The sequence below is a fragment of the Pseudomonas gregormendelii genome (assembly GCF_017114825.1).
Taxonomy (GTDB): domain Bacteria; phylum Pseudomonadota; class Gammaproteobacteria; order Pseudomonadales; family Pseudomonadaceae; genus Aquipseudomonas; species Aquipseudomonas gregormendelii.
The window spans coordinates 146,031-165,351 of the sequence record NZ_JADEVO010000001.1; the positions used below are offsets into that span (position 1 = coordinate 146,031).

General features: G+C 59.5%; 14 protein-coding genes. 9 read left to right on the top strand and 5 right to left on the bottom strand.

The window, feature by feature from the left end:
- Positions 1–42 precede the first annotated feature (42 nt).
- A complete protein-coding gene (locus IMW75_RS00720; RefSeq protein WP_205891624.1) occupies positions 43–3,204 on the top strand; it encodes a trypsin-like serine peptidase in 3,162 nt (1,053 codons plus the stop codon).
- 119 nt (positions 3,205–3,323) lie between these two features.
- Here the strand turns inward: IMW75_RS00720 and IMW75_RS00725 are convergent, their stop codons facing one another.
- The 4 genes from IMW75_RS00725 to IMW75_RS00740 all read right to left on the bottom strand — a co-directional run bounded on the left by IMW75_RS00725 (position 3,324) and on the right by IMW75_RS00740 (position 8,839).
- Entirely contained in the window at positions 3,324–6,170 is a 2,847-nt protein-coding gene (locus tag IMW75_RS00725; protein WP_205891625.1) for a valine--tRNA ligase, read from the bottom strand.
- A gap of 226 nt (positions 6,171–6,396) precedes the next feature.
- Complete coding sequence (locus IMW75_RS00730) at positions 6,397–6,762, bottom strand: hypothetical protein (protein ID WP_045062128.1); 366 nt, start codon at positions 6,760–6,762, stop codon at positions 6,397–6,399.
- An 8-nt stretch (positions 6,763–6,770) separates the two neighbouring features.
- Complete coding sequence (locus IMW75_RS00735; RefSeq protein WP_045062129.1) at positions 6,771–7,199, bottom strand: DNA polymerase III subunit chi; 429 nt, start codon at positions 7,197–7,199, stop codon at positions 6,771–6,773.
- A gap of 149 nt (positions 7,200–7,348) precedes the next feature.
- Positions 7,349–8,839, bottom strand: a complete 1,491-nt coding sequence (locus IMW75_RS00740; RefSeq protein ID WP_205891626.1) for a leucyl aminopeptidase — start codon at positions 8,837–8,839, stop codon at positions 7,349–7,351.
- A gap of 400 nt (positions 8,840–9,239) precedes the next feature.
- On the opposite strand from IMW75_RS00740, the gene lptF reads away from it, so the two are divergent.
- The 8 genes from lptF to pdxJ all read left to right on the top strand — a co-directional run bounded on the left by lptF (position 9,240) and on the right by pdxJ (position 17,626).
- The gene (gene lptF, locus IMW75_RS00745; protein ID WP_045062131.1) at positions 9,240–10,358 is read left to right on the top strand and encodes an LPS export ABC transporter permease LptF; all 1,119 of its coding nucleotides are present in this window, start codon (positions 9,240–9,242) and stop codon (positions 10,356–10,358) included.
- On the top strand, positions 10,351–11,412 hold the full coding sequence (gene lptG / locus IMW75_RS00750; RefSeq protein ID WP_045062132.1) for an LPS export ABC transporter permease LptG: 1,062 nt from the start codon (positions 10,351–10,353) through the stop codon (positions 11,410–11,412). Before lptF ends, lptG begins: the two co-directional genes overlap by 8 nt.
- Before the next feature lie 171 nt (positions 11,413–11,583).
- A complete protein-coding gene (gene lepA / locus IMW75_RS00755; protein ID WP_045062133.1) occupies positions 11,584–13,383 on the top strand; it encodes a translation elongation factor 4 in 1,800 nt (599 codons plus the stop codon).
- 5 nt (positions 13,384–13,388) lie between these two features.
- The gene (gene lepB, locus IMW75_RS00760; protein ID WP_205891627.1) at positions 13,389–14,243 is read left to right on the top strand and encodes a signal peptidase I; all 855 of its coding nucleotides are present in this window, start codon (positions 13,389–13,391) and stop codon (positions 14,241–14,243) included.
- Between the two features lie 184 nt (positions 14,244–14,427).
- Positions 14,428–15,117 (top strand): ribonuclease III, encoded by a 690-nt coding sequence (rnc, locus tag IMW75_RS00765; RefSeq protein ID WP_010463056.1) that lies wholly within the window; start codon positions 14,428–14,430, stop codon positions 15,115–15,117.
- Positions 15,110–16,012 carry a GTPase Era gene (era, locus tag IMW75_RS00770; protein ID WP_059403406.1) on the top strand — a complete coding sequence of 301 codons (903 nt, stop codon included), beginning with the start codon at positions 15,110–15,112 and terminating at the stop codon, positions 16,010–16,012. Before rnc ends, era begins: the two co-directional genes overlap by 8 nt.
- A 132-nt stretch (positions 16,013–16,144) precedes the next feature.
- Positions 16,145–16,828, top strand: a complete 684-nt coding sequence (gene recO / locus IMW75_RS00775) for a DNA repair protein RecO (protein ID WP_205891628.1) — start codon at positions 16,145–16,147, stop codon at positions 16,826–16,828.
- A 51-nt stretch (positions 16,829–16,879) separates the two neighbouring features.
- Positions 16,880–17,626 carry a pyridoxine 5'-phosphate synthase gene (gene pdxJ, locus IMW75_RS00780; RefSeq protein ID WP_122838825.1) on the top strand — a complete coding sequence of 249 codons (747 nt, stop codon included), beginning with the start codon at positions 16,880–16,882 and terminating at the stop codon, positions 17,624–17,626.
- A gap of 12 nt (positions 17,627–17,638) precedes the next feature.
- On the opposite strand, the gene mltF is transcribed toward pdxJ, so the two are convergent.
- On the bottom strand, positions 17,639–19,099 hold the full coding sequence (gene mltF, locus IMW75_RS00785; RefSeq protein ID WP_122838826.1) for a membrane-bound lytic murein transglycosylase MltF: 1,461 nt from the start codon (positions 19,097–19,099) through the stop codon (positions 17,639–17,641).
- Between the last annotated feature and the right edge of the window lie 222 nt (positions 19,100–19,321).

Here is a 19,321-nt window from a genome sequence, read left to right on the forward strand (position 1 = left end):
GCGCTGCCTTGACCGGTCAGCTTTTTAATAGGGAACGCGACAATGCCAACAACTGCACTTTTTTCTCCTCCATTTTCGACAACGCCGATCTCGTTAATGACCGCAGCTGCCGGAGAGATCTTTTCGGAGCCCAAGTACGGACTTCTCCAAGTAAAAAATAACAACTCACTCCTGGAAGAGGTCATCTCAAAAATAGGGGCAGAAGGACCGCGACTCCCTCCCTACCGTGTTATGGATTATGTGAGATATTTTTTTTACCTGGGCTCCGGACACGAACCAAGAGTCACGCCGCTGCCGGCAGAACAACAACGTGTGGACCTGTACAAATACCCGTCGGCACTGATCGACTTAGAAAGGCCTATGCTGGGGGCAGACGAACACCATAAAACAGGCGCCAAACCGAACAAAATAGCAGAGACGCTTGTATCGCTCGAACAAGCAAAGCCCGCCAATAAGCGCGGCGCGCTCCTTCCACGCGCGGCAAGGAGCCTCGCCGGTCGGCCGGTCAATCCAGACGTGCCTGAAGGCAGCTTTGGTTTCGACGCGGTTACTCGTTCGTCCTATCCAGGAGCATCGGTTTGGAACGACCCTGCCAATTCGACAAGGCCTGCCAATAAGACCCACACCGAGCCCTATCAATTTCCGCTGCTTGACTCGCAAAATCCATCGCAGGGCGAAAGGGCGGATATGCAACGACGCGGTCATGCAGACCGTTTGATTAACGACATCATCACCCACATGCCCAATAAGGGTTACCTGCCGCAGGATGGCGACCACGGCCCGGTACTCGCACTGGCCGTGCAAACAGCTGGCTGGCCGGCAAATACGGCGCTCGCCTTGCTCGATTCAGAAGGCAGCCATTTGGCGACATACACCAAGAGCGGCAACGTGGAAGGTATCGAGCATACGATTCACCTGACGCGCGCTAATAACGGTGAATACCTGGGCAGGTCCGACCGTTCTGCCGGGGTATCGAGCCAGGAACAATTGTTCAGCCTCCTCCTGGCTGAACAGCCGGAAGACTCCCAACTGGGGCGAGGTGGGGACTTCAGGGGCAGCGAAACACGCGCCGGCCGCATTGTTCACCTGCGTGAGCAGATCGCACTCCTGGCGGAACAACACCGTCCACAATTGTTCAATGCAATACTGCATGCCAGTTGCAGTCAGGCCGACCCTGGATTACCCGAAGCCTTTAAAAACCCTTTCATGCCGTTCTGGAGCAGACCCGCCGCATCCGAGCTGGTTCGTAAACTCCACAATGAAACGCCGAACCTTTCACATGCACGTCTTGAAGCATTCCTCCAGACAACACCTTTGTCCGAGGGCGAACAACGCGCTTACCTGGCGACCGGTTCACTGCCCGCAGCATTTACTGAAGCGAGGACAAAACTGGAAAAAACAGTGGGACGCGAGCAGGCACAGGATGCTGTTGACCACCCGCGCTTCTATAACCCGTATGCCGATACCTTGACGCGTCAGATAGCAAAACAGGAACTGTCCAGATTGGACCGCAACTTGACGATCCTGGAGCCAGGGCAGCGTCTTGATCTGGCTGCCGCAAATAAAAACGACGTGATCCTGCGTAATTACGGCAATGGCCATTACAGAGCCTATTCCCCGATCAACGACGAATACATTGATGTCAAACAAGACACCGACAGCTTCTTCAGCGCCATTGCCTCTGTCCTGCAACCTCATGAGCATCGGGCGCTGGGCATGCAGGCCGACACGGATGTCGCGGGTATGCGAGCTACGTTTGGCAAGACTAGTGGGCCACAACGCCAGGCAACAACATCGGGCCCTACAACGTCAGCCCCTGCAACTGCCGATGTTTACGATTACGGTGAAGGCCTGGTAAACAATTCGGCTTATAAAGTGCTTACTAATAACGGCACTCATGACCACTGGAGGGGAATTGGTCGGGTCAAAACCAAAGGGGGCTGGCCGTGTACGGGTACTCTACTGGATACCAGAAGTGTTGCCAGCGATGCGAACTCTCCGGCCTATGTCCTGACCGCTGGTCACTGTATCTCACACACCAATGGCGAGGTCATCCTCAACAAGCCGACAAAAGGAGTCGTAATATTCAACTTGTTTGCCGACACGCGAGGTCAGCGTCAGGCCTACAAGATTTCTAAAGTCAGTTACAGCGAGGTCAAGTCAAGGGACCTGGCTTTGCTCAAACTGGAAGCCTCACTGGAAACCCTGATCCAGCACGGCATTAAACCTTTTCTCTTGGCCTCAACGCTCCCAACCGAAGGAAGCAATGTGCTCAATGTGGGGGCTCCTTCTGGTAAGACCCTGCAAGTGGCTGCCTGCACCAGTGAGGAAGGCGGACCGGTCATAAACCAGCCTTGGGTTTGGCCGGATATGGTCATGAATGGATGCACGGGCGTAGCCCCAGGCAGCTCCGGCAGCCCCATGCTGACGCGTAACTTAAATACGGTATTCGCCCTTGTAAGCGTCACCACCGAGGGTCAAGGCTCAAGTGACAGGAGTGAATCTCCAGGCAGCAGTTACGGCAATGACGTTACCTTTCTCAACCGCTGTTTCTTCGATGGCGTGTTTGACGCCAACGCTGTGGGCTGCGACCTCGCCCCGGTCTTTTCCGTCACCCTGCCGCGCCGTCCCTTGCAGCACGCCAAACCGACACTCGATGAGCAAGGCAATCCTGTCTATCCCACTTGGGATCTATCGTTCGGTATTGATAAGGACCACTATCGCTATAAAACGACCAATGATGTACAGGCATGCCAGGACCCAACCGGCTACGGCCCAGCACTCCCGTCCCGGAATCCCTATATAAACGCCACGATCGGGCCTGAGATCGGCATGAACATGCTGTGCATCGTCGGAATGTCATCAGGTTCTGCCCTCGTCGACAGCCGTACGGCTCGAAATGCACTGATCCTGGCGGCCAAATTGCACAAGGCAGGTCCGGCCCCGACTCCAGAGCTGCAAATCAAGAAATTGGGAGGTCGCTACCATGTCAATTGGTTATCGATGAATAATCCGCAAATCGAAAATTACCTGTACAAACTCGGAACACCCGAAGCCACTGATTGCAATGATCAAAATGGCTATAAAGCTGTCCTTGTCAGAGCTAGAGCCATACCCGAGCAAATGCTCCCGTTGACAATCTGCACCATCACTGAAGATATCGCAGGGCAACGATCCGTACCCCGTGGGGACATACTGCAGTAGCCGCTCAGGCGCGGGCCAAATGCTGATTACACAAAGCACTTGGCCCGTATCCATACACTCCCAGCGAACACCGATACGGCATTAGCCGTATGGCCCTCCCTTTTCATTGCGCCGTGCCGTTACAAACTGGCAATCCGCGCATGCTGCTCGGCCAGTTTGCCCAAAGCCTGTTGCGCTTCGGCCAGTTTGGCGCGTTCCTTCTCGATGACTTCGGCCGGCGCCTTGTCGACGAAACCGGCGTTCGACAGCTTGCCGCCCACGCGCTGGACTTCACCTTGCAAACGCAGGATTTCCTTGTCCAGGCGCGCCAGCTCGGCGTCCTTGTCGATCAGGCCGGCCATTGGCACAAGCACTTCCATCTCGCCGACCAGGGCGGTCGCGGACAGTGGTGCTTCTTCGTCTGCCGCCAGCACAGTGATCGACTCGAGGCGCGCGAGCTTCTTCAGCAGGGCTTCGTTTTCGGTGAGACGACGCTGGTCTTCGGCGCTGACGTTCTTCAGGAACAGGTTAAGCGGCTTGCCTGGACCAATGTTCATTTCGGCGCGAATGTTACGCGTGCCGAGCATCAGCGTTTTCAGCCATTCGATGTCATCTTCGGCGGCTGCGTCAATGCGCTCTTCATTGGCCACTGGCCAAGGCTGCAGCATGATTGTCTTGCCTTCGATGCCGGCCAGCGGCGCGATGCGCTGCCAGATTTCTTCGGTGATGAACGGCATGAACGGGTGCGCCAGGCGCAGGGCAACTTCCAGTACGCGAACCAGGGTGCGACGGGTGCCGCGCTGGCGTTCGACCGGCGCGTTTTCGTCCCACAGCACCGGCTTGGACAGTTCCAGGTACCAGTCGCAATACTGGTTCCAGATGAACTCGTACAAGGCTTGTGCGGCCAGGTCGAAGCGGAACTGGTCGAGTTGACGGGTCACTTCGGCTTCGGTGCGTTGCAGCTGCGAGATGATCCAGCGATCCGCCAGGGACAGTTCGTAGGCTTCGCCGTTCTGGCCGCAGTCTTCGCCTTTGTCCAGCACGTAGCGCGCCGCGTTCCAGATCTTGTTGCAGAAGTTGCGATAGCCTTCGACGCGGCCCATGTCGAACTTGATGTCGCGACCGGTGGAGGCCAGCGAGCAGAAAGTGAAGCGCAGGGCGTCGGTGCCGTAGCTGGCGATGCCGTCGGCGAATTCGTCGCGGGTCTGCTTCTCGATCTTCTTCGCCAGTTTCGGCTGCATCATGCCGGAAGTGCGTTTCTGCACCAGATCTTCCAGCTCGATGCCGTCGATGATGTCCAGCGGGTCAAGGACGTTGCCCTTGGACTTGGACATCTTCTGGCCCTGGCCATCGCGCACCAGGCCATGCACATACACGGTCTTGAATGGAACCTGCGGCGTGCCGTCTTCGTTTTTCACCAAATGCATGGTGAGCATGATCATCCGGGCAACCCAGAAGAAAATGATGTCGAAACCGGTCACCAGCACGTCGGTGGAGTGGAATTTCTTCAGGAATTCGGTCTGCTCAGGCCAGCCGAGCGTGGAGAACGTCCACAGGCCCGAACTGAACCAGGTGTCGAGTACGTCGTTGTCCTGTTGCAACGCCACGTCCGGGCCGAGGTTGTGCTTGGTGCGCACTTCGGCTTCGTCGCGACCGACGTAGACTTTGCCCGACTCGTCGTACCAGGCCGGGATCCGGTGACCCCACCACAGTTGACGGCTGATGCACCAGTCCTGGATGTCACGCATCCACGAGAAGTACATGTTTTCGTATTGTTTCGGCACGAACTGGATGCGGCCGTCTTCAACGGCAGCAATTGCAGGCTCGGCCAAAGGCTTGGTCGACACGTACCACTGGTCGGTCAGCCACGGCTCGATGATGGTGCCCGAGCGATCGCCTTTCGGCACTTTCAGGGCGTGATCGTCGACGCTGACCAGCAGGCCGGCGGCGTCGAAGGCGGCAACGATTTGCTTGCGCGCCTCGAAGCGGTCCAGGCCTGCGTATTCAGCCGGGATCTTGCCGTCGATGCTTTCGTTCAGTGTGCCGTCGAGGTTGAACACCTGGCAGGCCGGCAAGACGGCGGCGTTCTTGTCGAAGATGTTCAGCAGCGGCAGATTGTGGCGCTTGCCGACTTCGTAGTCGTTGAAATCGTGGGCCGGGGTGATTTTCACGCAACCGGTGCCGAACTCAGGATCGCAGTAATCGTCGGCGATGATCGGAATGCGGCGGCCGACCAGCGGCAGCTCGACAAATTTGCCGATCAGGGCTTTGTAGCGTTCATCGTTCGGGTTAACGGCCACGGCGGCGTCGCCGAGCATGGTTTCCGGGCGAGTGGTCGCGACGATCAGGAAGTCGTTGCCTTCAGCGGTTTTCGCGCCGTCGGCCAACGGGTACTTGAGGTTCCACAGGAAACCTTTCTCGTCGTGGTTTTCCACTTCGAGGTCGGAAATCGCCGTGTGCAGCTTGGTGTCCCAGTTGACCAGGCGCTTGCCGCGGTAGATCAGGCCGTCTTCGTGCAGGCGCACGAATGCTTCCTTGACCGCTTCAGACAGGCCGTCGTCCATGGTGAAGCGCTCGCGGCTCCAGTCTACGGACGAGCCAAGGCGGCGGATCTGGCGGCTGATGTTGCCACCGGACTGATCCTTCCATTCCCAGATTTTCTCGAGGAATTTCTCGCGACCAAGATCGTGGCGACTCTGACCCTGGGCTTCGAGTTGACGCTCCACCAGCATCTGCGTAGCGATACCAGCGTGGTCGGTACCCGGCTGCCACAGAGTGTTGCGACCCTGCATGCGGCGGAAACGGATCAGGGCGTCCATGATCGCGTTGTTGAAGCCGTGCCCCATGTGCAGGCTGCCCGTCACATTCGGCGGCGGGATCATGATGGTGTAGGACTCGCCCGCGCCTTGCGGGGCGAAGTAATTCTCAGACTCCCAGGTGTTGTACCAGGAAGTTTCAATGGCGTGCGGCTGGTAGGTCTTATCCATGCGCGGCGGGACCCTATTGGCATTAATTCAGGAAAAGCCGACGAGTATAGCGGGGCATGGGGCGAAGGGCGAGCAGGGGCGGACAGGGCGCGTCATCTCTCACGGTGCGAACACGGTAGGAGCTGCCGAAGGCTGCGATCTTTTGATCTTGATCTTTTCCGGAATCGTTGAAGATCAAGTCAAAAGATCGCAGCCTGCGGCACCTCCTACATTGGAATGGCGTGGGCTACTCGTACTGGCTGAGCAGCCGCTCCATCCGCGCCGCCAGTCGGCGTTTGATTTCGGTTTCGATGTGCGGCGCAAAGTCGTCGATCACGTCTTGCATGATCAGCATGGCAGCGGCGCGCAGCTCGCCGTCCAGATGCAGCAAGGCGTCCGGGCCTTTATCTTCGGCAGCCGGGGCAGGGGGCGGTTCGCTGGCGGCTGGCGGGTTGCCGGCAGCCTCGAACAGCATGGGGATCTGTTCCTGATCCTCGTCCTCGACCGTGTCGGTCAGCAACGGTGGTTGCAGGTTGTCATCGCCGAGCAGTTGGCGGATCGACTCGAGGTCGTCCAGCAGATGCGCGGACTGTTGCTGTTTTGGCGTGTCCATCGGAATACTCAGAGTCGCTGTAAACGGTGGTCTTGCAAAGGATAGCCCTGTTCGCGATAGAAACGGAAACTCTCCCGCGCGGCCTGGCGAATCACCGGGTCTTCCACCACCACTTCCGCCACGCGGGCGAACTTGTTGGCAAAGGTCGGTACTTTCAGGTCGAGATTAACCAGCAGGTCCTGATGTTGACCGCAGTCGTCTCCCAGGCCCAGCACAATCAGACCCTGCGGCTCGCTCTCGGCGGGGCCATGGGGCACGAAACTTTCGCCCTTGAACGCCCAGAGGCGTGCGTCGAGATCGTCACGTTGGCTCGCATCGCTGCAATGCAGGTAGATGCGATGGCCCATGCGCCAGGCTTTTTCAGTGAGCTTGCAGGCGAAGTCCAGCCGCGCCGACGGATCGGCGCTGGGCAGGATATAGAAGTCGACTTTGGTCATTGCGGTTCCTGGAATCAACTTCCGCGGAATCTGTAGGAGCGAGCTTGCTCGCGAAGGTCGTCAACGATTACGCGGGAAACCAGGTTAATCGCGGTGATCTTGAGTTTTTCGCGAGCGAGCTCGCTCCTACAGTGGTCAGTGAGCGATATTTAGGCCTTGGCGCGGTCCAGCAGGTACTGGGTCAGCAGGGGCACCGGACGGCCAGTGGCGCCCTTGTCCTTGCCGCCGCTGGTCCAAGCGGTGCCGGCGATGTCCAGGTGCGCCCAGTTGAGGTTCTTGGTAAAGCGCGACAGGAAGCAGGCTGCGGTGATGGTGCCGGCTTTCGGCCCGCCAATGTTGGCGATGTCGGCAAACGGGCTGTCGAGCTGTTCCTGGTACTCATCGAACAGTGGCAACTGCCAGGCACGGTCGTCTGCGGACTGACCGGCGCTGAGCAGCTGGCCGATCAGTTCGTCGTTGTTGCCCAGCAGGCCGGAGGTGTGTGCGCCCAGGGCGACGACACAGGCGCCGGTCAGGGTCGCGATGTCGATCACGGCCTGGGGCTTGAAACGTTCTGAATAGGTCAGGGCGTCGCACAGCACCAGGCGGCCTTCGGCGTCGGTGTTGAGGATTTCCACGGTCTGGCCGCTCATGGTGGTGACGATGTCGCCTGGGCGCGCAGCGTTGCCGCTCGGCATGTTCTCGGCGCAGGCCAGGATGCACACCAGGTTGATCGGCAGTTTCAGTTCGAGCACGGCGCGCAGGGTACCGAAGACGCTGGCGGCGCCGCCCATGTCGTACTTCATTTCGTCCATGCCGGCGCCCGGCTTGAGGCTGATGCCGCCGGTGTCGAAAGTGATGCCTTTGCCGACCAGGGCGAACGGCTTCTCGGATTTCTTGCCGCCGTTGTATTGCATGACGATCAGGCGCGGAGGCTGGGCGCTGCCCTGGCCCACGGCGTAGAACGAGCCCATGCCCAGGTCCTTGATCTTCTTCTCGTCAAGGACTTCGACTTTCAGGCTCTTGAATTCCTTGCCCAGGCTCTTGGCCTGCTCGCCCAGGAAAGTCGGGTGGCAGATGTTCGGCGGCAGGTTGCCCAGGTTGCGGGTGAACGCCATGCCGTTGGCGATCGCGGTAGCGTGGGCCACGGCACGCTCGACTTCAGCCTGGGCGGCCTTGATGGTCACCAGGGTGATTTTCTTCAGGGCGCGTGGCTCGGCTTTCTGGCTCTTGAACTGGTCGAACGTGTATTGGCCGTCCACCAGGGTTTCAGCCAGCAGGCGGGTCTTGCCGTAGCTGTCACGACCCTTGACCACGACTTCGTCCAGTGCCAGTACCGCATCGCTGCCGTTCAGGCCCTTGAGGGAGTTAAGGATGCCGGCAATGATTTTACGGAATGGGCGATCACCCAGTTCTTCGTCCTTGCCGACGCCGACCAGCAGTACACGCTCGGCCTTGAGGTTGGGCAGGCTGTGCAGCAGCAGGCTCTGGCCAACTTTGCCGGCGAGGTCGCCACGCTTGAGCACGGCGCTGATCGCGCCGCCGCTCAGTGCGTCAATTTGGCTGGCCACGGCGCCGAGCTTGCAGCCTTCGCTGACGGCAACCACCAGCGTGGCGGTTTTCAACGTTTGCGGATTAACGCTTTTTACAACCAGTTCCATGTCGGGGCCCCTGAATCAATGATCAACACGCAAGTGTCTGAACTTGCCTATAAATAGAGTACGCAAGGCAGGCTTGCGGCAAAGGCCGCAGTTTGAACCTCGTCGGCGGCGCCTGACAACCCTGGGTCGCAGGTTCGTCACGGTTCCGGCCGCCCTTGCAGGAGCGAACTGGATCCGGGCGGCGTTGCGCCGATGAACCTGAGAGCACTGTTGAGTGTCAGACGTCCCGCGTAATCGTTGACGAGCATCGCGAGTGAGCCCCGCATGGCGAACGCGCGCAGTGACAGGCGCATGCAATCACAGGATAATGCGCCATCTTTTTCGGCGGCCCTGCTTTGCGGTCCGCCTGCTACGTTTGCTTGTTTGGCCGCCTTCGCCTGACAACCCTGGAGTGTCTGGTTTGATTGTCTTTCGTTACCTATCCCGCGAAGTCCTGTTGACCTTGAGCGCCGTCAGCGCCGTGCTGCTGGTCATCATCATGAGCGGACGCTTCATCAAATACCTCGCCCAGGCCGCTGCGGGCCTGCTGGATCCAGGCTCCCTGTTCCTGATCATGGGGTTTCGTCTGCCGGGCTTCCTGCAACTGATCCTGCCACTGGGCCTGTTCCTGGGCATTCTGCTGGCTTACGGTCGCCTGTACCTCGAAAGCGAAATGACCGTGTTGTCGGCCACCGGCATGAGTCAGCAACGGCTGTTCGCCATGACCCTGTTCCCGGCCACCCTGGTGGCATTGGTGGTGGCATGGCTGAGCCTGAGCCTGGCGCCACAAGGGGCCAACCAGTTCCAGTTGCTGCTGAACAAGCAAGACGCCCTGACTGAATTCGACACCCTGGAGCCGGGCCGCTTCCAGGCCCTGCGTGATGGAACGCGGGTGACCTACACCGAGACCCTGACGGACGATCGCATCAACCTCGGTGGCGTGTTCATTTCCCAGAAGAACACCAGCACCGACCAGAAGGATCGCGGAATTTCCGTGCTGGTGGCCGAGAGGGGGCGCCAGGAAATCCGCCCTGACGGCAACCGCTACCTGATTCTCGACAATGGCTATCGCTACGACGGCAAGCCGGGCCAGGCCGACTATCGCGCCATCAAGTACGACGAGTACGGCGTGCTGCTGCCCAAGCCGGATGTCAGCGACGAAGTCACCGACCGTGACGCGATGCCCACCAGCAGCCTGATTGGCAGCGATGACGTTCGCTCGCGCACCGAATTGCAATGGCGCATGTCCCTGCCGTTGCTGGTCTTTATTGTCACCCTGATGGCGGTGCCGCTGTCGCGAGTGAATCCGCGCCAGGGGCGATTCCTCAAGCTGCTGCCAGCGATTCTTCTTTATATGGCCTACCTGACCATCCTGATTGCCGCTCGCGGCGCGCTCGAAAAAGGCAAGATCCCGATGGCCCTCGGCTTGTGGTGGGTGCACGGAATCTTCCTGGCGATTGGGCTGGGCTTGCTCTATTGGGAGCCCCTGCGCCTGAAGATGGCGAGTCGCCGCAGCGCGCTGGAGGTGGCCCGTGGTTAAGCTGGATCGCTACATTGGTAGCAGTGTTTTCGTGGCCATCCTGGCCGTATTGGGCATCATTCTCGGTTTGGCGACGCTGTTCGCCTTCATCGACGAGATGGGCGATGCGAGCGATACCTACACCTTGCTGGACGTGCTGAGTTACGTCCTGCTGACGGCCCCCCGACGTTTGTACGACATGTTGCCGATGGCGGCATTGATCGGCTGCCTGATCGGCCTGGGGAGCCTGGCCAGCAACAGCGAACTGACCATCATGCGCGCCGCTGGCGTGTCCATTGGCCGGATCGTCTGGGCTGTAATGAAGCCGATGCTGGTGCTGATGGTTGTCGGAGTCCTGATCGGCGAATACGTTGCGCCGGCCACCGAAAGCGCTGCCCAGGCCAATCGTTCGCTGGCCCAGGGCAGCGGTGACGCGCAAAGTGCCCGTCACGGCCTGTGGCATCGCCAGGGTGACGAGTTCATTCACGTCAACTCGGTACAACCCAACGGCTTGCTGTACGGTGTCACCCGCTATCGCTTCGACAAAGAGCGGCACATGCTGTCGGCCAGCTTCGCCAAGCGTGCGGAGTTCGACAAGGACCACTGGCAGCTGAGCGATGTCACCACCACGGTATTCCATGAGAAGAACACTGAAGTGGTTGCGGCCCCGGTCGAGCGCTGGGAAGTTGCCCTCAGTCCGCAACTGCTGAGCACGGTGGTCATGGCGCCAGAGTCTCTGTCGATCTCCGGTTTGTGGGGGTATATCCATTACCTGGCCGACCAGGGGCTGAATAACGGCCGTTACTGGTTGGCATTTTGGGTCAAGGTGTTGCAGCCGCTGGTCACTGCGGCACTGGTGCTGATGGCGATCTCCTTCATCTTTGGTCCGCTGCGCTCGGTGACCCTCGGTCAGCGGGTGTTCACCGGTGTACTGGTGGGGTTCACCTTCCGAATCGTCCAGGATCTGCTGGGGCCATCGAGCCTGGTGTTCGGTTTCTCGCCGCTGTTTGCGGTGCTGGTGCCTGCCAGCGTGTGCGCCCTGGCCGGGGTCTGGTTGTTGCGCCGGGCCGGTTGATTGCGGGTATTTCCCGAACAACGAGCCAATGAAAAACGCCCTTGTCGTGAGACCGGGGCGTTTTTGTCAGTGCCGTCCGACCTGCGCAGGTGACGCTTGCGCCGTGGATCAGGTACAATTCCCGGCTATTTTTCCGCGGGCTATGCCTGCAGCCTTTTTGAGTGTTGATCCGTGAGTGATTTGAGTCATATCCGCAATTTCTCCATCATCGCCCACATTGACCATGGCAAGTCGACGCTGGCCGATCGATTCATCCAGATGTGCGGCGGCCTTGCCGAGCGCGAAATGGAAGCCCAGGTACTGGACTCCATGGACCTGGAGCGTGAACGCGGGATCACCATCAAGGCCCACAGCGTCACCCTTTATTACACCGCTCGCGATGGCATCAAGTACCAGCTGAACTTCATCGACACCCCGGGCCACGTCGACTTCACCTATGAAGTCAGTCGCTCGCTGGCGGCCTGTGAAGGTGCTTTGCTGGTGGTCGACGCTGGCCAGGGCGTGGAAGCGCAGTCGGTTGCCAACTGCTACACGGCGATCGAGCAGGGCCTGGAAGTCATGCCCGTGCTGAACAAGATCGACCTGCCGCAGGCCGATCCGGACCGCGTGAAGGAAGAAATCGAGAAGATCATCGGCATCGATGCCACTGATGCCGTCGAGTGCAGCGCCAAGACCGGCCTGGGCGTCGATGAAGTCCTCGAGCGTCTGGTGCGCACCATTCCTGCGCCGACCGGCAACTACGAAGATCCGCTGCAAGCGTTGATCATCGACTCCTGGTTCGACAACTACCTGGGCGTTGTTTCCCTGGTACGCGTGCGCCATGGCCGTGTGAAGAAGGGCGACAAGATTCTCGTCAAGTCCACCGGCAAGATCCACCTGGTGGACAGCGTCGGTGTATTCAACCCTAAGCATACCGCTACCACTGACCTTAAGGCCGGTGAAGTAGGCTTCATCATCGCTGGCATCAAGGACATTCACGGTGCGCCGGTGGGTGACACCCTGACCTTGAGCTCAACCCCGGACGTCGACGTCCTGCCGGGTTTCAAACGCATTCAGCCGCAGGTTTACGCCGGCCTGTTTCCGGTCAGCTCCGACGACTTCGAAGATTTCCGTGAGGCCCTGCAAAAGCTCACCCTCAACGACTCGTCGCTGCAGTACACCCCAGAGAGTTCCGACGCCCTGGGCTTCGGCTTCCGTTGCGGGTTCCTCGGCATGCTGCACATGGAAATCATCCAGGAGCGCCTGGAGCGCGAGTATGACCTGGACCTGATCACCACGGCGCCGACGGTAATTTTCGAGCTGTTGCTGAAAACCGGTGAAACGATTTACGTCGACAACCCGTCGAAGCTTCCAGACCTGTCTTCCATCGAAGACATGCGCGAGCCGATCGTGCGGGCCAACATTCTTGTGCCGCAAGAGCACCTGGGCAACGTCATTACCCTGTGCATCGAGAAGCGTGGCGTGCAGCACGACATGCTGTTCCTCGGTACCCAGGTCCAGGTGACCTACGATCTGCCGATGAACGAAGTGGTCCTGGACTTCTTCGATCGCCTGAAGTCCACCAGCCGCGGCTATGCTTCGCTGGACTACCATTTCGATCGTTATCAGTCGGCTAACCTGGTGAAACTGGATGTGCTGATCAACGGTGACAAGGTCGACGCCCTGGCGCTGATCGTGCACAAGGATAACGCGCACTACAAAGGTCGCCAGTTGACCGAGAAGATGAAAGAGCTGATTCCGCGCCAGATGTTCGACGTCGCGATCCAGGCCGCCATTGGCGGGCAGATCATTGCGCGAACCTCCGTCAAGGCACTCAGAAAGAACGTATTGGCCAAATGCTACGGCGGCGACGTCAGCCGTAAGAAGAAACTGCTTGAAAAGCAAAAGGCCGGTAAGAAACGCATGAAGCAAGTCGGCAACGTGGAAATTCCACAAGAAGCCTTCCTTGCAGTGCTCAGGTTGGATAGTTAGGTCCTATGTCACTAAATTTCCCGCTGTTGCTGGTCATCGCCGTGTTCGTCTGCGGCCTGTTGGCGTTGCTCGATCTGGTTTTTCTCGCGCCCCGTCGGCGTGCAGCCATTGCATCCTATCAGGGCAGCGTCAGCCAGCCTGACGGGATGGTGGTCGAAAAACTGAACAAGGAGCCGCTGCTGGTCGAATACGGCAAGTCGTTCTTCCCGGTGTTGTTCATCGTGCTGGTGCTGCGTTCGTTCCTGGTGGAACCGTTCCAGATTCCATCCGGCTCGATGAAACCGACCCTGGACGTTGGCGATTTCATTCTGGTGAGCAAGTTCTCCTACGGGATCCGCTTGCCGGTGATCGACAAGAAAGTGATCGAAATCGGTGACCCGCAGCGCGGCGATGTGATGGTTTTCCGCTATCCGAGCGATCCGAGCGTCAACTACATCAAGCGTGTAGTGGGCCTGCCGGGCGACCAGATTCGCTACACCGCCGACAAGCGCCTGTTCGTCAACGGCGAGTCCGTTGCCGAGCAGTTGATCGGCTCCGAGCCGGGCACCCTGGGCAGTGCCGAGCTCTATAAGGAAAAACTCGGTGTCGCCGAGCACCTGATCCGCAAGGAAATGAGCCGCTATCGCGCAACGCCGGACCGTTCGTGGACCGTGCCTGCCGGGCACTACTTCATGATGGGCGACAACCGCGACAACTCCAACGACAGTCGCTATTGGGATGATCCGAGCATTCCCAAGGACCTGCTGGGCATGGTCCCCGACAAGAATATCGTCGGCAAGGCCTTCGCGGTCTGGATGAGCTGGCCTGAACCCAAACTCAGTCACCTGCCGAACTTCTCGCGGGTTGGCCTGATCAAGTAATCACACACGGCGCTGTTGAACACAGCGCCGAATGCATTTCTGGAGCCGCTACAATCGGCGCCCGAAGCATGAAAACAATGATATTCAGGACGTAATTTTTGAACACAGCGTTAATTGTCCCAAGCCTGCGCCGCACCCCGGCGATGGCGGTGGAATTCAGCCACGAACTCAGCGTGGGTACACCGTGAGCGTTTCCTTAAGCCGTCTAGAGCGTCAGCTCGGCTACACCTTCAAGGACCAGGAACTGATGGTCCTGGCCCTGACTCACCGCAGCTTTGCCGGGCGCAACAACGAACGCCTGGAATTCCTCGGTGATGCCATCCTCAATTTCGTCGCTGGCGAGGCGCTGTTCGATCGCTTCCCGCTGGCTCGCGAAGGCCAGTTGTCGCGTTTGCGCGCACGCCTGGTGAAAGGTGAGACCCTGGCTGTACTGGCCCGCGGTTTCGATCTGGGCGAGTACCTGCGCCTGGGCTCTGGCGAGTTGAAGAGCGGCGGTTTCCGTCGCGAGTCGATTCTGGCCGATGCCCTGGAAGCGCTGATTGGTGCAATCTACCTGGACGCGGGCATGGACATGGCGCGCGAGCGCGTGCTGGCCTGGCTGGCCGGTGAGTTCGAAGGCCTGACGCTGGTCGACACCAACAAAGATCCAAAGACCCGCCTGCAGGAATTCCTGCAATCGCGTGGGTGTGAGCTGCCGCGTTACGAAGTGGTGGATATCCAGGGTGAGCCGCATTGCCGGACGTTCTTCGTCGAATGTGAAATCACCTTATTGAATGAAAAAAGCCGAGGTCAGGGTGTGAGTCGTCGTATTGCCGAACAGGTAGCGGCCGCCGCAGCACTGATTGCCCTGGGTGTGGAGAATGGCAATGACTGATTCAACCGCAACACGCTGTGGCTATGTTGCCATCGTCGGCCGTCCCAACGTGGGCAAGTCCACGTTGCTGAACCACATCCTCGGCCAGAAGCTCGCGATCACTTCGCGCAAGCCGCAAACCACCCGCCACAACATGCTGGGCATCAAGACCGAAGGCGCCGTGCAGGCGATCTACGTCGACACTCCGGGCATGCACAAAGGTGGCGAAAAAGCCCTCAACCGCTACATGAACAAGACGGCCTCGGCAGCCTTGAAAGACGTGGACGTGGTGATCTTCGTAGTCGACCGCACCAAGTGGACCGACGAGGACCAGATGGTCCTGGAGCGCGTCCAGTATGTGACCGGCCCGCTGATCGTGGCGTTGAACAAGACGGATCGCATCGAAGACAAAGCCGAGCTGATGCCGCACCTGAGCTGGTTGCAGGAGCAGCTGCCGAACGCGCAGATCATGCCGATCTCGGCCCAGCACGGGCACAACCTCGAAGCGCTGGAGCGGGTGATTGCCGGCTACCTTCCGGAAAACGATCACTTCTTCCCCGAAGACCAGATCACCGACCGCAGCAGTCGCTTCCTCGCCGCCGAACTGGTGCGCGAAAAGATCATGCGCCAGATGGGTGCAGAGCTGCCGTACCAGATCACCGTCGAAATCGAAGAGTTCAAGCAGCAGGGCAAGACCCTGCATATTCATGCCTTGATCCTCGTCGAGCGCGACGGCCAGAAGAAGATCATCATTGGCGACAAGGGCGAGCGCATCAAGCGCATCGGCACCGAGGCGCGCAAGGACATGGAGCTGCTGTTCGACTCCAAGATCATGCTCAACCTCTGGGTGAAAGTGAAAGGCGGCTGGTCCGATGACGAGCGCGCGCTGCGTTCGCTGGGTTACGGCGACCTGTAATACACTGCGGGACCCCTTGTAGGAGCGAGCTTGCTCGCGATGGACTTGAAAGCGCCGCGTTCATTCAGATAGCCAGCGTTATCGTTATCCACCATCGCGAGCAAGCTCGCTCCTACAGTCAGCGAGAACTTCATGTCCCAGCCCAGCGGCCAATCCGCCTTCGTACTCCACTCCCGCGCCTACCGCGAGAGCAGCGCGTTGGTCGACTTCCTTACGCCGCAAGGTCGGCTACGGGCGGTGTTGCGCAGTGCGCGGGGCAAGGCCGGGACCTTGGCCAGGCCCTTCGTGCCCCTGGAAGTCGAATTTCGCGGGCGAGGGGAGCTGAAGAACGTCGGGCGGATGGAAGCCTCGGGGGTTTCCACCTGGCTCAACGGCGAAGCGCTGTTCAGTGGCCTGTACCTCAATGAACTGCTGATTCGCCTGCTACCCGCCGAAGACCCGCTGCCGGGCGTGTTCGACCACTACGCCGCGACGTTGCTGGCGCTGGCCGAAGGTCGTCCGCTGGAGCCGTTGCTGCGCTCCTTTGAATGGCGGTTGCTCGATGATCTGGGCTACGGCTTCGCGCTCGGCACTGATATCCACGGTGAGCCTGTAGCGCCGGACGGTCTGTATCGCCTGCAGGTGGACGCGGGACTGGAGCGGGTGTACCTGTTGCAGCCCGGACTGTTCAACGGCACTGAATTGCTGGCCATGGCCGAAGCGGACTGGTCGGCACCGGGTGCTTTATCGGCCGCCAAACGGTTGATGCGCCAGGCACTTGCCGTGCATCTGGGCGGTCGTCCCCTGGTTTCCCGAGAGTTGTTTCGAAAGCCGTAAAATCCCCGTGTATGCTGTGCACCGAACTTTCCCCTCTTCAGGAGCGCTTCCGTGACCACCAGCAATCGCATTCTTCTTGGCGTGAACATCGACCACGTTGCCACCCTGCGTCAGGCCCGGGGCACTCGTTACCCGGATCCGGTCAAGGCCGCACTGGACGCGGAAGAGGCGGGCGCTGACGGCATCACCGTGCACCTGCGCGAAGACCGTCGCCATATTCAGGAGCGCGACGTGCTGCTGCTCAAGGATGTGCTGCAGACCCGCATGAACTTCGAGATGGGCGTCACTGAAGAGATGATGGTGTTCGCCGAGCGCATCCGCCCTGCGCACATTTGCCTGGTCCCGGAAACTCGCCAGGAGCTGACCACTGAAGGCGGGCTGGATGTAGCGGGGCAGGAGGCTCGGATCAAGGCGGCGGTGGACCGCCTGGCGAAAATTGGCTGCGAGGTGTCGTTGTTCATCGACGCGGACGAGCGCCAGATCGAAGCGTCCCGCCGAGTGGGTGCGCCGGCCATCGAGCTGCACACGGGGCGTTACGCGGACGCCGAGACGCCGACGCAAGTGGCTGAAGAGCTCAAGCGTGTAGCGGATGGCGTGGCTTTTGGTCTGGCCCAGGGTTTGATCGTCAACGCCGGCCACGGTCTGCACTACCACAACGTTGAAGCGGTGGCTGCGATCAAGGGCATCAACGAACTTAATATCGGCCACGCGCTGGTGGCGCATGCTTTGTTTGTGGGGTTCAAGTCGGCTGTTTCCGAGATGAAGGCGCTGATTCTGGCTGCTGCGTTGAAGGGCTAAGATCTTTTTGCTTTAAAGCTGCGGCGATTCCTGGTTCGGTTTGGACTTGTCGATCCCCGGCACATGCAAATTGCCTTCAGCCACCTGATCACCTTCAAGCTGCGGCTGTGTCACCCAGGTCAGGATGTCGTAATACCGGCGGATGTTTGCCACAAAATGCACCGGCTCGCCGCCCCGGGCATAACCATAGCGGGTCTTGCTGTACCACTGCTTCTGCGACAGGCGCGGCAGGATCTTCTTCACGTCCAGCCATTTGTTCGGGTTCAGCCCTTCCTTGGCGGTCAGCTTGCGCGCGTCATCCAGGTGGCCGCTGCCGACGTTGTAGGCCGCAAGGGCAAACCAGGTGCGGTCTGGCTCCTTGATTGAATCGTCCAGCTGTTCCTTCATGTAAGCCAGGTACTTGGCGCCGCCCATGATGCTCTGCTTGGGGTCCAGGCGATTGGACACGCCCATGGCCTGCGCAGTGTTCTGGGTCAGCATCATCAGGCCACGCACGCCGGTCTTGGACGTCACTGCGGCCTGCCACAGGGATTCCTGATAACCCACCGCCGCCAGCAGGCGCCAGTCGACCTTTTCTTTCTTGGCGTAGGCCTTGAAGTGCTGTTCGTACTTGGGCAGCCGTTGCTGCAAATGCTGGGCGAAGGTCGTGGCGCCCATGTAGCCGAGCACGTCGACGTGACCGTAGTAGCGGTCCTTCAAACGTTGCAGGGTGCCGTTCTTCTTGACCTTATCGAGGTAGTCGTTGATCTCGTTGAGCAGGCTGTTGTCTTCGCCTGCCGCCACGGCCCAGCTCTGGTTGCTGGCGTCACCCAGGTCAAAGGCGACCCGCACGTTGGGGAAGTAGACCTGGTTCATCGCCACTTCGTTGGAGTCGACCAGGGTCAGGTCGATCTGGCCTTCATCGACCATGCGCAACAGGTCCACGACTTCGACGGCGTCGGACTCTTCGTATTCAATGCGCGGAAATTTCCGTTTAAGCTCTGCCAGTTGCTCGGCATGGGTGCTGCCCTTGAGCACCATGATCTTCTTGCCCACCAGATCCCCCGCATCGGTAGGCCGTGACTGGCCGTTGCGATAGATGATCTGCGGGGTGACTTCCAGGTAGGAGTGGGAGAACCGCACCTGCTTTTTGCGTTGCTCGCTGCTGACCAGTCCGGCAGCAGCCAGCACAGGGCCGTTGGGCTTGCCCACCTGATTGAACAGGTCGTCCAGATTATCGGCGGTTTCGATTTTCAGCTCGACCCCCAGATCGTCGGCGAAACGTTTCACCAGCTCGTATTCAAAGCCGGTTTCACCGCTGCGATCCTGAAAGTAGGTGGCGGGGCTGTTTCGGGTAACCACCCGCAGCACGCCGTCCTCCTTTACACGCTCGAGTGTGTTGGGTTTATCAACACAGCCACCAAGCATCAGGAAGAGTCCGGTTGCGATCAGCCATTTGGCGTACCGCGGACGCAAAGCCGTTGGGGAAAACATCTGCGCAGTATACGCAAAGGACCACGAGCGCCATATCTCGACAGCACTGGGCCAGTCTGCTAGAGCAGCAAAAAACGGCGCACAACCCGCAGGAATGGGCTTTTACGGCGCTTCTTGATGGAAAAAATAAGCGCTGAACGCCTCCTGTTTCTACCCTGAAACCCCGGCCCGACGTTCGGGTACGGCCGTGCGTACCGTTTCGGGTGATGTCACGGGCGGTTT

Coding starts and splice junctions, on each gene's coding strand:
- IMW75_RS00730 (WP_045062128.1), bottom strand. CDS start 6,762: ATGGACACGCCAAAACAGCAACAGTCCGCGCATCTGCTGGACGACCTC.
- mltF (WP_122838826.1), bottom strand. CDS start 19,099: ATGTTTTCCCCAACGGCTTTGCGTCCGCGGTACGCCAAATGGCTGATC.
- IMW75_RS00735 (WP_045062129.1), bottom strand. CDS start 7,199: ATGACCAAAGTCGACTTCTATATCCTGCCCAGCGCCGATCCGTCGGCG.
- era (WP_059403406.1), top strand. CDS start 15,110: ATGACTGATTCAACCGCAACACGCTGTGGCTATGTTGCCATCGTCGGC.
- lepB (WP_205891627.1), top strand. CDS start 13,389: ATGTCACTAAATTTCCCGCTGTTGCTGGTCATCGCCGTGTTCGTCTGC.
- IMW75_RS00720 (WP_205891624.1), top strand. CDS start 43: ATGCCAACAACTGCACTTTTTTCTCCTCCATTTTCGACAACGCCGATC.
- IMW75_RS00725 (WP_205891625.1), bottom strand. CDS start 6,170: ATGGATAAGACCTACCAGCCGCACGCCATTGAAACTTCCTGGTACAAC.
- recO (WP_205891628.1), top strand. CDS start 16,145: ATGTCCCAGCCCAGCGGCCAATCCGCCTTCGTACTCCACTCCCGCGCC.
- IMW75_RS00740 (WP_205891626.1), bottom strand. CDS start 8,839: ATGGAACTGGTTGTAAAAAGCGTTAATCCGCAAACGTTGAAAACCGCC.